General features: G+C 54.1%; 14 protein-coding genes. 9 read left to right on the forward strand and 5 right to left on the reverse strand.

All coding sequences use genetic code 11. The features are described 5' to 3' along the window. Positions 1-125: 125 nt before the first annotated feature. The 3 genes from recJ to xerD are packed head-to-tail and all read right to left on the reverse strand — an operon-like array spanning position 126 to position 3,599. On the reverse strand, positions 126-1,865 hold the full coding sequence (recJ, locus tag CAG65_RS03160) for a single-stranded-DNA-specific exonuclease RecJ (protein WP_161452128.1): 1,740 nt from the start codon (positions 1,863-1,865) through the stop codon (positions 126-128). A gap of 36 nt (positions 1,866-1,901) precedes the next feature. Then, the gene (locus CAG65_RS03165) at positions 1,902-2,687 is read right to left on the reverse strand and encodes a thioredoxin fold domain-containing protein (protein WP_161452130.1); all 786 of its coding nucleotides are present in this window, start codon (positions 2,685-2,687) and stop codon (positions 1,902-1,904) included. 15 nt (positions 2,688-2,702) lie between these two features. Continuing rightward, positions 2,703-3,599, reverse strand: coding sequence for a site-specific tyrosine recombinase XerD (xerD, locus tag CAG65_RS03170; protein WP_040902734.1), 897 nt, complete (start codon positions 3,597-3,599; stop codon positions 2,703-2,705). A gap of 157 nt (positions 3,600-3,756) precedes the next feature. Between xerD and fldB the strand changes: the two genes are divergently transcribed. Continuing rightward, positions 3,757-4,278: a flavodoxin FldB gene (gene fldB / locus CAG65_RS03175; protein WP_161452132.1), complete on the forward strand. Its 522-nt coding sequence runs from the start codon at positions 3,757-3,759 to the stop codon at positions 4,276-4,278. Positions 4,279-4,299: 21 nt separating this feature from the next. Here the strand turns inward: fldB and ampD are convergent, their stop codons facing one another. After that, positions 4,300-4,848 (reverse strand): 1,6-anhydro-N-acetylmuramyl-L-alanine amidase AmpD, encoded by a 549-nt coding sequence (gene ampD / locus CAG65_RS03180; protein ID WP_021705752.1) that lies wholly within the window; start codon positions 4,846-4,848, stop codon positions 4,300-4,302. Between the two features lie 131 nt (positions 4,849-4,979). On the opposite strand from ampD, the gene nadC reads away from it, so the two are divergent. From nadC to yacG, 8 genes are all read left to right on the forward strand, one after another. After that, on the forward strand, positions 4,980-5,867 hold the full coding sequence (gene nadC / locus CAG65_RS03185) for a carboxylating nicotinate-nucleotide diphosphorylase (RefSeq protein ID WP_161452134.1): 888 nt from the start codon (positions 4,980-4,982) through the stop codon (positions 5,865-5,867). A 197-nt stretch (positions 5,868-6,064) separates the two neighbouring features. Next, positions 6,065-6,469 carry a pilin gene (locus CAG65_RS03190; protein ID WP_021705754.1) on the forward strand — a complete coding sequence of 135 codons (405 nt, stop codon included), beginning with the start codon at positions 6,065-6,067 and terminating at the stop codon, positions 6,467-6,469. Next, complete coding sequence (gene pilB / locus CAG65_RS03195) at positions 6,469-8,151, forward strand: type IV-A pilus assembly ATPase PilB (RefSeq protein WP_161452136.1); 1,683 nt, start codon at positions 6,469-6,471, stop codon at positions 8,149-8,151. The genes CAG65_RS03190 and pilB overlap by 1 nt, the downstream gene beginning before the upstream one ends. 15 nt (positions 8,152-8,166) lie before the next feature. Next, positions 8,167-9,396 (forward strand): type II secretion system F family protein, encoded by a 1,230-nt coding sequence (locus CAG65_RS03200; protein ID WP_161452138.1) that lies wholly within the window; start codon positions 8,167-8,169, stop codon positions 9,394-9,396. 97 nt (positions 9,397-9,493) lie between these two features. After that, positions 9,494-10,363, forward strand: a complete 870-nt coding sequence (locus CAG65_RS03205) for a prepilin peptidase (RefSeq protein WP_161452140.1) — start codon at positions 9,494-9,496, stop codon at positions 10,361-10,363. Between the two features lie 2 nt (positions 10,364-10,365). After that, positions 10,366-10,974, forward strand: coding sequence for a dephospho-CoA kinase (gene coaE, locus CAG65_RS03210; RefSeq protein WP_161452142.1), 609 nt, complete (start codon positions 10,366-10,368; stop codon positions 10,972-10,974). A 32-nt stretch (positions 10,975-11,006) separates the two neighbouring features. Beyond that, positions 11,007-11,747, forward strand: coding sequence for a cell division protein ZapD (zapD, locus tag CAG65_RS03215; protein ID WP_021705759.1), 741 nt, complete (start codon positions 11,007-11,009; stop codon positions 11,745-11,747). A gap of 80 nt (positions 11,748-11,827) precedes the next feature. Continuing rightward, entirely contained in the window at positions 11,828-12,022 is a 195-nt protein-coding gene (gene yacG / locus CAG65_RS03220) for a DNA gyrase inhibitor YacG (RefSeq protein WP_021705760.1), read from the forward strand. Positions 12,023-12,158: 136 nt separating this feature from the next. Here the strand turns inward: yacG and rplS are convergent. After that, the coding region (gene rplS / locus CAG65_RS03225) for a 50S ribosomal protein L19 (protein WP_161452144.1) at positions 12,159-12,510 on the reverse strand (352 nt) is incomplete at its 5' end.

Raw genomic sequence — 12,510 nt, forward strand, 5'->3', positions numbered from 1 at the left:
CCCTCAATTCGTGCACTCGCCCCCTTTCTGAGGTCAAAATCGGCACGGAATGCGTTCCAACCTATCGACTGGTAATAAAAAACCGACCTATCAACAGGTCGGCTTATTTCTAATTAATCTAGAGCTCAATTGGCTTCAAGATGCTCAACCATCAGCTGTAGTGATTGATTACCACGAAACTCATTGATGTCGAGTTTGTAAGCCAGGCGCACCGCTTTAACCGACGCATCCGGCCAGCGGCGCAAATCGACATTGAACGCAATACCATCCAGCATGATGTTGGTTGGGTGGCCTTTGAACAAAGGTTCCAGCATCAGTTTGAGGTGCTTTTCTCCCACCAGTTTCTGATGCAGCACTTTGAACTCGCCGTCGAACACAGGCTCGTTAAATGCCTGCCCCCACGGCCCGCCACTACGCAGCATCTCGGCAACGTGCATTGAAAACTCTTCCGGCTTCAGTTCACCGTCTGAGAGCACCACACCTTTCAGAGCGGCATCATCGAGATCCTGTTTCACCGCCAGATCAAATAGGCGGGCAAACCGCTCAAAGTTTTGCTCCTGAATCGTCAAACCGGCCGCCATCGCATGACCGCCAAATTTGAGGATCAGCCCAGGATTCTGAGTATCAATGCGATCGAGCGTATCGCGCATATGCAGCCCGGGTATTGAGCGGCACGAGCCTTTGATCATTCCTTCGCCGCCATCGGCAAACGCAATTACCGGCCGGTGGAACTGCTCTTTGATTCGCGACGCCAGAATGCCGATGACGCCCTGGTGCCAGTCGCGCTGGAACAGCACCAAGCCATGCGGCAGCTCGCTGTTTTCACCGAACTGCAAGCGCTCACAAAACGCCATAGCCTCTTGCTTCATTCCCGCTTCAATCTCTTTGCGCGTCTGATTGAGTCCGTCCAGCTCGCTCGCCATACGCCGTGCAGCATGAATATTGTTGCTGAGCAGCAATTCCACTCCGAACGACATATCATCCAAGCGGCCTGCCGCGTTAATGCGTGGCCCGAGCGCAAAGCCAAAATCCGACGCCACCAGTCGGCGGGCATCCCGTTTGGCCACTTCAATCAGCGCCTGGATCCCCGGGCGCGCTTTACCGGCACGAATACGTTGCAGCCCCTGATGCACCAGAATACGGTTATTTTCGTCCAGCGGCACCACATCGGCCACCGTCCCCAGCGCCACCAGGTCGATCAGTTCCATCAGTTTGGGCTCAACCATCCCCTGCTCGCTGAACCAGCCCGTTTTGCGCATGTGCACACACAGCGCCATCATCAGGTAAAATGCCACCCCCACCCCAGCCAGTGCTTTGGATGGAAACGCACAGGTCTGCAGGTTTGGGTTCACCATCGCATCGACTTCTGGCAATTCATGTCCTGGCAGATGGTGGTCGGTGACCAGCACTTGCAGCCCTTGCTGCTTGGCATAGCGTACGCCTTCAATCGACGACACGCCGTTGTCCACCGTCATGATTACTTCAGCGCCCAGTTCGATGGCCTGATCGACCACCTCCGGGCTAAGCCCGTAACCGTCTTCAAAACGGTTGGGGACCAGATAATCGACGTTGTGCGAGCCCAGCATACGCAGCGCCAACACGGATAAGGCCGAACTGGTGGCACCATCGGCATCAAAGTCACCGACAATAATAATACGCCGTTGGTCTTTGATCGCCTCAAATAACAGTTCTACCGCAGCCTCAATCCCGCCTAACTGCTGGTAGGAGTGCAACGCTTTGGCCGCCTTTTCTAACTGGTCAGGCGAACGAATACCCCGGTTGATGTAAATGCGTTTTAACAGCGGATGGATGGTGTCAGGCAGCAGAGAAAGATCAGGTTCAGGACGACGTTGAATTTCTATCATAGGCAAAAGGGCCTCTCAGTAGAGGCCCGGGTTTCCTTATTGAGTTTGTTGCAGACGTTGAATCAGTTGCGCCGGTGGCAGATAGCCGCCGACCATTTCCCCGTTCGGCATGAAGATCGCTGGCGTGCCGCTGATACCCAGCTCTCGTCCCAAATTATAATCGGCTTTGACGATCTGCTGACACTGCGCAAATTTGTCATTCTGCTCCGGCAGTTCACGTCGCGTTTTGGCCAGGTTCATCGCCTGTTTCGGATCGTCCGCACACCAGATAGCCGCCATCTGATCGGCCACCTGACCAGTGCCGCCCTGACGCGGGTAAGCCATATAACGAACCGTGATACCGAGATCGTTATAGCCTTGCATCTGGCTGTGCAGACGCGAGCAATATCCACAGGTAATGTCGGTAAACACCGTCACGGCAAATTGTTCTTTGTCCGCTTTGTATTCGATCACGTTGTCGCTCATCGAGGCGATTTTTTGGGCGTTGATCGGTGCCTGGCGCTTGGCCAGCACGTCTTCGTAACCGCCCTGGTCATTCATCTGATACAGGGTGCCGGCGATAAAGAACTTAGCGTCCGGAGACGCAAACAGCACGCCACCAGAAGTCTGTACTTCGACCATTCCGGCGATGTCTGCCGAGGTCACATCAATCACTTCCAGGCCTAACGGCGCAAAACGTTGTTGAAAAACAGATTTATCGATCGATGCAGTTTGAGCCTGAGCCGCTTGTGGTACTTCCGGGCTCACTTCTTTCGTTTCAGCATTGCAGGCCGCCACAAACAGTGGCAGCGCCAGCAGAGTCATTCGGCGTAATACGCTCATGAGATTTACCTTACTTCAGGCACGCGGATGGTGCTCGCTGTGAATTTGTTTAAGTCGTTCCGTTGCTACATGAGTATAAATTTGGGTCGTGGATAAGTCACTATGGCCCAGCAACATTTGCACGACGCGCAAGTCGGCGCCGTAATTGAGCAAATGGGTTGCAAACGCATGGCGCAACACGTGCGGTGACAGCGAGTCGGTATCAATCCCGGCGATCACTGCGTAATGTTTGATCCGATGCCAGAACGTCTGGCGTGTCATCTGGCGCGCGCGTTTACTGGGGAAGACCACGTCGGAGGTTTGCTCCCCGAGCAGGAAAGCGCGACCTTGTTCGAGGAAAGTCTCCACCCAATCAACCGCATTTTCGCCCATCGGAACCAGGCGTTCTTTGCCGCCTTTACCGATCACCCGCACCACCCCCTGACGCAGGCTGATGTTCTCCATGGTCAGGCTAACCAGCTCCGTCACCCGCAAGCCGGTGGCGTACAGCAGTTCCAACATGGCTTTGTCACGCAGCTCGACCGGATCGTTTGGATCCGGCGCGTCGAGCAAGGCATCCACCTGAGCTTCAGTAAGATCTTTCGGCAGACGCTTAGGCAGCTTAGGGCTGACCAGTAGCGCACTCGGGTCATCGGCGCGCACTTTCTCGCGGTGCAGATACTGGAACAAACGGCGAATCGCCGAGAGCATTCTCGCCCGTGAGGTCTGTTTATAATCCTGATCCACCAGCCAGGTCTGATACTCCTGCAAACCGGACAGACTGATAAAATCGAGACGATAATGGTGCTTCTCCATCCACTGGAGCAACTTGAGCAAATCGTTGCGATAGGACGCCAGGGTGTTTTCCGACAGACCCCGCTCCATCCACATGGCATCCAAAAACTGTTCAACGATCCCTTGGTCGGGAGACATGATTTCTGACACGGTGTACCTCGTTTCAAACAGCCATCAGGTTAAGACAGCAAGCCGTTGAAAGCTATAAAAAATCGTGCAACAACGTGATATTCACTGCAATCACAGCCAATTTATGGTTAGAATTCGCTAAAACTCATCACGATTAGAGAGAAGTATGAAGATCGGTCTTTTTTACGGTTCCACCACCTGCTATACCGAAATGGCGGCGGAAAAAATGCGCGCAATTATTGGCGAGGACTTGGTAGACATCCACAATGTGAAAGAAACACCTCTTACCCTGATGAGTGACTACGATCTGCTGATATTAGGCATCTCAACCTGGGATTTCGGCGAAATTCAGGAAGACTGGAGCGCAATATGGGAGCACATCGATGGCGTACCGTTAAACGGCAAGTCCGTCGCGTTGTTCGGCTTAGGCGATCAAGAAGGCTATGGCGAATGGTTTCTCGATGCGATGGGGCTGCTGCACAAGGAGATTCGCAAGACGGGCGCTAATATCATCGGCTACTGGCCAAACGATGACAGCTATCAGTTTGACGCATCAAAAGCACTGACCGCCGACGGCCGTCAGTTTGTCGGTCTGGCGCTGGACGAAGATTCCCAATATGAACTCAGTGATGAGCGCATCCAGACCTGGGTAGAACAGATCCTAATCGAGTATCACGACTCGCTTTAACTCCGAGACTGGCGCACGCACCTATTGGCTGCTCAGTGCGCCTTTATACCGTGACCAGTCAAACACCAGGCCCGGGTCGGTTTTGCGCAGCGGCGCGATATACTGATGTCCGGTGATCCGCGGCAAGGTGATCGCCGGATAGGCCAACATCAACGCCTGGGTCAGCTCATTCAGCGCCTGATACTGAGCGTCGCTGTACGCGACAAAATCACTGCCTTCCAGCTCGATACCTATCGAATAATCATTGCATCGATCACGCCCGGCAAATGATGAGGTGCCGGCATGCCAGGCTCTTGCACGAAACGGCACGAACTGCACCACTTCACCGTCACGGCGGATCAAACAATGCGCCGAGACCCGCAACGGATGGATCACGTTAAAAAACGGGTGCTCATCCGGGTTCAACCGGCCGGTAAAAAACTGTTCAATGTATGGTCCGCCAAACTGCCCGGGCGGCAAGCTGATGTTATGAATCACCAGCAAAGAAATATCCTGTTCATCACTGCGCTGATCATAAAACGGAGAAGGGACGTGTCTGGCATTGTGATACCAGCCGGCGTGATCAATCATACTGTTAGCCTTTACGCATTCATTTGTTGCTGATTTTATCCTGCCTGCGCTGAAATGCGAGATTAATGGCTGAATTTCGTCCCCACTCCGCGTATTATGCCCTCTCTGTTTAACCCGGTTATAGATTTGCGATGAAAGAGACACACAACAGTCAGGCGCGCCTGGACTACCTGAAACAGCAGCTTCCCAAGGAAATTTCCCGAGCCGTTACCAATGCGCTCAAAGAGGATTTGGGAGGCACGTTAGATCCCGCTGCGGACATCACCGCAAGTCTGATCCCAGCCGATGCCCACAACGTCGCGACCATCATCACCCGTGAGCACGGTATCTTCTGCGGGCAAGCCTGGGCCGACGAAGTCTTTCGTCAGTTGGGCGACGAAGTCACTATCGACTGGCATGTTCAGGACGGTGAAGCGGTCATCCCTAACCAAACCTTATGCACACTGTCGGGTCCGGCACGCATTCTGCTCACCGGCGAGCGCAATGCCATGAACTTTATTCAGACCCTGTCCGGCTGTGCCACAGTGACTGCGCAATACGCCGCTCAGTTGCAAGGCACGCAATGTAAGTTGCTGGACACCCGGAAAACCATTCCAGGCCTGCGCAGCGCGCTCAAATACGCTGTCGCATGCGGCGGAGGGTTCAACCACCGTATCGGCGTATTCGATGCCTATCTGATCAAAGAGAATCACATCATCGCCTGCGGGGGAATCGCCCAAGCGATCAAAACCGCCAAACACCTTAACCCAGGAAAACCGGTTGAAGTGGAGACGGAATCGTTGCAAGAGCTGAACCAGGCTATCGATGCCGGGGCCGACATCATTATGCTGGATAACTTCAGTACCGATATGATGCGTGAAGCAGTGAAAATCAACGCCGGGCGTGCAGCACTAGAAAACTCCGGGAATGTCACCCTCGAGACACTGCGTGAATACGCCGAAACGGGCGTGGATTACATCTCGGTCGGCGCACTGACCAAACACGTCCGAGCGCTGGATTTGTCGATGCGCTTTCAGTAATCGCTGAGCGTTACTCAAAAAAGGAGCCAATGGCTCCTTTTTTGTTTGAGCCTGACCGAAAAATCCTGCAGCTGATATGTCTGTGGTCTCTCACCCTGCTCTACCTTGCTCGCGAACGGCACTTGAGGCGCTAGTCTTCCCGCCTTACCACATCTTACGCTCTGCACCCACTGCGTTCCCAACAGCAAGGAGCAACCATGCGCACCGCCCATTCCGGATTTACCCTGATCGAACTGATGATCGTCGTGGCGATTATCGGTGTTCTGTCGGCCATTGCGGTACCGGCCTACAAAAGCTATGTCTCCAAAAGTGAGATGGCCTCAGGACTGGCGACAATAAAGTCCCTGATCACCCCAGCCGAGATCTACTATCAGCAGAACAGCTCACTCAGTGGCGCCAGCTTGACCAATGATCTCGGTATCTCTGCCGGGTCCAGCACACTGGGGACTGTCAGCCTCCTCTCATCCAACGATGGTCTGCGTTTTACCTTCAGCGACAGTTCAATCAATGGCGCCACCATTACCTTCAGTCGTGGTACCAGCGGCTGGGGATGTCAGGTCAGTGGGGCTGGCAACGACATCAAACCAAACGGCTGCTCGTAATGTCCGGTTCGTCTCTCGCCGCAGTGTTAAGTCAGGCGGGGTTACTCAACCGTAAGGATGGTGAAGCCCTCAACAACGCACTGCACGAGACACCCCACGCCGCCAATGCCCTGATGGCCCTGACTCATCTTGATCTCGGTCAGTTGGCGCATCAGATTGGCGAGTTGTTTGCTCTGCCGATAATCGAGCTGGCTGACTTCGATTATCAGTCCGTGTGTCAGCGGTTCGCCCTGCGCGAGCTGATATGCCGTTATCAGGCGCTGCCGCTGGCCTGCGATGCGCAGAGCCTGATTCTGGCGGTCGCAGATCCGTCAGTTAAAGAGGCCGAGAACGAATTCCGTTTTGCCACCGGACTGACGATAGAATACCGAATCGCCCGTGCAGACCACCTGCTGAGTGCCATTCGCCAGTTGTACGGCCGTCATCCAAGTCTGAGCACGTCAGCCAGCAAAGAGGTATCACAGGAAGAGCTGGCCGGGTTGGAAGACAACAGCGCAGCAGAACGCCAGGAAACCGACTTGTTGCGGGAAGATGACTCGCCCGTCAGCCGTTTCATCCACCAGGTTCTGCTGGATGCGGTGCAGCGACAGGCTTCCGATATCCATTTTGAGCCGTATGAACACCAGTATCGTATTCGCCTGCGTTGTGATGGCGTTCTGGTCGACAGTCCGCATTCGGTTAACCACCTCAGCCGCCGCCTGACGGCCCGGCTGAAGATCCTCGCCCGTCTGGACATCGCAGAGCGACGTCTGCCGCAAGATGGCCGCCTCAAGCTACGCCTCAGTGAACAACAGGCGATTGATATGCGCGTCTCGACGTTACCAACCCTGTGGGGTGAAAAAGTGGTGCTGCGCATACTCGATAATCAGGCCACGGCCCTACAGATCACATCGCTTGGGCTCAACGAGAAGCAGCAACAACTGTATCTTGGTGCTCTGAGTAAACCCCAGGGATTGATATTAATCACCGGCCCGACCGGCAGTGGCAAAACGGTGTCGCTGTATGCTGGCCTAAAACACATCAATACCAGCCAGGTCAATATCGCCACCGCAGAAGACCCGGTCGAAATCAATCTGCCGGGTGTCAATCAGGTTCACATTGATTCGGCGATTGGCCTCAATTTCGCGACTGCGCTGCGAGCTTTTTTACGCCAGGATCCGGACATCATCATGGTGGGTGAAATCCGCGACAGTGAAACCGCCCAGATTGCCGTGACCGCCGCGCAAACCGGACATCTGGTGCTGTCCACGTTGCACACCAACTCCGCCGCCGAGACGTTAACCCGTCTGACGAACATGGGCATCGCGCCGTACCATCTTTCGGCTTCGTTGTCGCTGATCATCGCGCAGCGTCTGGTGCGCCGGCTCTGCCCCCACTGTAAGCGTACACACGCTCTACCTGAGTACTGGCAACACCAACTCAATATCGCCCATTCCTGTTTTTCAGCTCATGCGCCCGGCTGCCCTCACTGTACCCATGGCTATTGTGGCCGAGTTGGCGTGTATGAAATGATGCCATTGACGGCGCCACTGGCAGACGCGTTGATCGCGCGAGCCAGCAAACATGAACTGGAAACTCTGGCTGTGCAGTCGGGCATGCTGACACTGGTGCAATCGGCTGCGGATCTGCTGCGTCAGGGACACACCAGTCTGGCGGAATTGCAGCGCGTGTTGCACCTTTAAATCGGCAGCAATACGATGACACAACACAATCCGCGTCAATCCTTAAGTTACTTTCGCTGGCAGGGGCGTGACCAGCATGGCCAAAAACGTGCGGGCTCTCTGCTCGCTGGCAGTGAAAGTGAGGTCCGCCGACATCTCAACGAGCAACACATCCGCTTAGCCCGGATTCGTCCATGTGCCCGGCCACTGCTGAGCCGGTTCACCACCCGGATCGCCTCTCGTGACATTACGCTGTTCACTCGCCAACTCGCAACCATGCTTTCCAGCGGCGTACCGATACTCGACGCTCTCAACCTGGTGCGAGATCATCATAGAAACCACGCAATGCAGGCCCTGCTCAATGGTGTGATTGGCCGGGTGGAAGCCGGCACCCCTTTGTCTGACAGTCTGCGCAGCGCCCTGGGCGCGTTCGATCCGGTGTACATTGCGCTGGTCGCCAGCGCCGAGCAATCCGGCCAGTTAAGTCGCATATTCTGCCGCCTAGCCAGCTACCGGGAAAACAGTGAGCAACTGCGGGCCAAAGTAATTAAAGCCCTGATTTACCCGGCCGTGGTCATCGCAGCCGCCGTGCTGGTCACTTATCTGATGCTGACCATGGTGATCCCAGAGTTCGAAGCCATGTTTCGCGGCTTTGGGGCCCAGCTGCCATGGTTCACACGTCAGGTCATTCATGCCTCAGAACTGATGCGCCAGGCCGGCCTGACGGCGCTCGCTGGCATTTTCCTGGCGATTCTGACACTCAACGCCTTACGCCGCCGCTCTAAGCGGCTGCGACGACGAAGCCATCAATGGGTGTTGAGCTTACCTGTATTTGGTGGGCTACTTCGCAAAGCGGCGCTGGCTCGTTTCAGTCGCACACTCGCCACCAGCTTTGCAGCCGGCGTCCCGATACTGCAATCTCTGCAGGGCGGCGCACGGACTTGCGGCAACCTGCATTATCAGTTCGCCGCCGAGCAGTTGTGTCACGACGCCGCAGCGGGTATTGCCTTGCATCATGCAATGCGTCGGCATCAGGTCTTTCCTGAGCTGATGATTCAGATGGTAATGATTGGCGAACAAGCGGGGCGTCTGGACGAGATGCTCAATAAAGTGGCCGACCTGTACGAACACGACGTCGAAAACAGCGTAGATAACCTGGGTAAACTGATTGAGCCCGTCTTGATCCTGCTACTCGGTGGGCTGGTTGGTGGTCTGGTGATCGCCATGTACTTGCCAATCTTTAATTTAATGAGCGTGTTAGGATAAGATTAGCGACAGACGACAAAATGTCGTATTTTTCTCCTCAAGACGACCAGCCTAACGGCGGACGTGCTTGTAAAGTGGCACGCAACTGAGTTTTTATATGGACATCTTTCACTTTTACCCGTGGCTGTTTCCCGTTTTCGCCACCGTATTTGGCCTGATCATCGGCAGTTTTCTGAACGTGGTGATCCATCGCCTGCCGCAAATTATGGAACGAGAGTGGCGCACGGAATGTGCCGAATCATTTCCGGAATACCAGCTGCCCATCCCAGAAGGCAAGCTGACGCTCAGTATCCCCGCTTCCCGTTGCCCGCACTGCCACGCTCCGATCCGGGTACGCGACAACATTCCCCTGCTCAGTTGGTTGCTCCTTAAAGGACGCTGCCGAACTTGTCAGGCGCGCATCAGTGCCCGCTATCCGTTAGTCGAGCTGCTGAGTGCCAGTTTGTGTCTGGTGATCAGTCTGCGGTTCGGTTTCAGCGATTATGCCATCAGTCTGCTGTTTTTCAGTTTTGTGCTGCTCGCGGCGACTTTCATTGATCTCGACACCATGCTGCTTCCCGATCAACTAACCCTGCCGCTGACCTGGGCCGGTATCGTTCTGGCACTATTGGGTATCAGTCCGGTGTCCTTGCAAGATGCCGTCATTGGTGCCGTCACCGGCTACCTCTCGCTGTGGCTGGTGTACTGGGGGTTTAAACTGTTGACCGGCAAAGAAGGCATGGGGTACGGCGACTTCAAATTGTTGGCAGCGTTAGGGGCCTGGCTAGGCTGGCAGTCGTTGCCGCTGATCATTCTGCTCTCTTCCGTGGTGGGCGTCATATTTGGCCTGCTGCAACTGAAATGGCAAAAACAGGGGATCGATAAAGCATTTCCATTCGGTCCGTATCTGGCGATTGCTGGCTGGGTCTGTATGATGTGGGGTTCTCAAATCATGAACCTGTATCTGTCGACACTATTAGGGCTGTAACTATGGCATTGGTAATCGGGCTCACTGGCGGTATCGCCAGTGGGAAAACAACGGTCGCAAACCTGTTTCGCGATCACTTTGGTATTGATGTTATCGACGCCGACGTCGTCGCCCGCGAGGTGGTCGAACCCGGCACACCAGGCCTGAAAGCCATCATCAAACGTTTCGGTGAAGACATTCTGACTCCGGAAGGCCTGCTCAATCGCGCGGCGCTGCGTGAAAAAATTTTTTCTGATCCGGCGGAGAAAAACTGGCTTAACCAATTGCTGCACCCGATGATCCGTCAGAAGATGCGTGATGATCTACAGGAAGTCAGCTCTGCTTACGCTTTACTGGTGATCCCGCTGATGGTGGAAAACGACCTGCAGAGCATGGCTGACCGAGTGCTGGTTGTCGATGTCGACGAACACACACAAGTCGCGCGTACCATGGTGCGAGACGATGTTTCTGAGCAACAGGCCCGCGCGATCCTTCAAGCACAGGCAAGCCGCGAGCAACGTTTAGCCATTGCTGACGATGTGATTAAAAATGATACTGAAAACCAGAAACTTTTGCCTCAAATCACAAAATTACACCAAAAGTATCTGGCACTCTGTGGGAAAGATCTGTGAGAATAGAGGCATAACAACGTAAGGCTAACTCGATGACCACTCATTACTTTGAACATCCGCTAAACGAGAAAACACGCATGTATCTGCGCGTTGAGTCCCTGCTCAACCAACTGCACGTTTCGTCTCAGTTCACCGATGAGTTACAGCACTTACTGTTTTTCCGCTCTTTGTTCGATCTGCTGGAAATTTTTGAACAGATCCAGCTGAAAAGCGAACTGGCCAAGGACATTGAAAAACAACGCCAGACGTATCGCAACTGGCGCAATGTCGAAGGCGTGGATCAGGAAATGCTGGATCAGATCCTCAGCGAAGTGGACCAGGCCTACAGTGAGTTGATGGGCGCTGAACGATTTGGTCAGAGCTTCAAAGAAGACCGCTTTCTCAGCATGATCCGTCAACGATTCAACCTGCCCGGCGGCGCCTGTTGTTTCGATTTACCAGCGCTTCACCACTGGCTGCACCGCCCGGTAGAGCGCAAAATTGACGATGCCAGTCAGTGGATGCGCAGTCTGGAACCTCTGGCCAACGCACTGGAGCTGTGGCTCAAATTGACCCGTGAGACCGGTCAGTTTCGTGCCCGGCAGGCACAAGCTGGCTTTTTCCAGAGCGATGCCGACGAAGCCAATATCCTACGTCTCAAAATCCCGGTCGAATATGGGGTCTACCCGATGATATCCGGCCACAAGAATCGCTTCGCGATCAAGTTTATGGATTTTGAAAGTGGTCAGGCCAGCACTCAGAATATTGAATTTGATTTAGCGGTGTGCGGTTAAACCGCTGGCGCCTTCGGTACGGTTGCAATTCCGTGCCGCTGCACCGACAATAACGCAAATTCTGTTATTGGATGGTATCCATGTCGAAAAAACAAACCGTGGTCAAATGCCCGCAATGTGGCGCCGACGTTGAATGGGGTGCGCAAAGCCCATTCCGCCCCTTCTGCAGCAAGCAGTGTCAGATGATAGATTTTGGCGAGTGGGCAGACGAAGAGAAATCGATTCCCGGCGCTCCGGACATGTCCGACAGCGATGGCTGGTCAGAAGATCAGTAATCTCGTCATAAATAGGCTGATACCCGGTATCGGCCTTTTTTGTAGGCGCGGTTCACAAGTGCGCGGTATCTGTTACGCACAATAAAAAACGGAGCCCTGGGGCTCCGTTTTTACGATGAGAACGCTAGTTATAGCATTACTTCTTAGCAAGTTTCTCTTTGATACGAGCAGACTTACCAGAACGCTCACGCAGGTAGTACAGCTTGGCACGACGTACTGCACCGCGGCGTTTAACTTCGATGCTATCAACGATTGGAGAGTGTGTTTGGAACGTACGCTCAACACCTTCACCGTTAGAGATCTTACGTACAGTGAAAGCAGAGTGAAGACCACGGTTACGGATTGCGATTACAACGCCTTCAAAAGCCTGTAGACGCTCACGCTCACCTTCTTTTACTTTAACCTGAACTACAACAGTGTCACCTGGTGCAAATTTAGGCAGGTCTTGTTTCATTTGCTCTTGCTCAAGAGCTTTGATGATGTTACTC

The organism is Vibrio sp. V39_P1S14PM300, from assembly GCF_009904765.1.
In the GTDB taxonomy this organism is placed as follows: domain Bacteria; phylum Pseudomonadota; class Gammaproteobacteria; order Enterobacterales; family Vibrionaceae; genus Vibrio; species Vibrio proteolyticus.

Excerpts from the sequence above, each read along its gene's own strand:
- coaE (WP_161452142.1), top strand. The coding sequence starts at position 10,366 with ATGGCATTGGTAATCGGGCTCACTGGCGGTATCGCCAGTGGGAAAACA.
- CAG65_RS03190 (WP_021705754.1), top strand. The coding sequence starts at position 6,065 with ATGCGCACCGCCCATTCCGGATTTACCCTGATCGAACTGATGATCGTC.
- zapD (WP_021705759.1), top strand. The coding sequence starts at position 11,007 with ATGACCACTCATTACTTTGAACATCCGCTAAACGAGAAAACACGCATG.
- ampD (WP_021705752.1), bottom strand. The coding sequence starts at position 4,848 with ATGATTGATCACGCCGGCTGGTATCACAATGCCAGACACGTCCCTTCT.
- fldB (WP_161452132.1), top strand. The coding sequence starts at position 3,757 with ATGAAGATCGGTCTTTTTTACGGTTCCACCACCTGCTATACCGAAATG.
- CAG65_RS03200 (WP_161452138.1), top strand. The coding sequence starts at position 8,167 with ATGACACAACACAATCCGCGTCAATCCTTAAGTTACTTTCGCTGGCAG.
- recJ (WP_161452128.1), bottom strand. The coding sequence starts at position 1,865 with ATGATAGAAATTCAACGTCGTCCTGAACCTGATCTTTCTCTGCTGCCT.
- pilB (WP_161452136.1), top strand. The coding sequence starts at position 6,469 with ATGTCCGGTTCGTCTCTCGCCGCAGTGTTAAGTCAGGCGGGGTTACTC.
- CAG65_RS03205 (WP_161452140.1), top strand. The coding sequence starts at position 9,494 with ATGGACATCTTTCACTTTTACCCGTGGCTGTTTCCCGTTTTCGCCACC.
- yacG (WP_021705760.1), top strand. The coding sequence starts at position 11,828 with ATGTCGAAAAAACAAACCGTGGTCAAATGCCCGCAATGTGGCGCCGAC.
- CAG65_RS03165 (WP_161452130.1), bottom strand. The coding sequence starts at position 2,687 with ATGAGCGTATTACGCCGAATGACTCTGCTGGCGCTGCCACTGTTTGTG.
- nadC (WP_161452134.1), top strand. The coding sequence starts at position 4,980 with ATGAAAGAGACACACAACAGTCAGGCGCGCCTGGACTACCTGAAACAG.
- xerD (WP_040902734.1), bottom strand. The coding sequence starts at position 3,599 with ATGTCTCCCGACCAAGGGATCGTTGAACAGTTTTTGGATGCCATGTGG.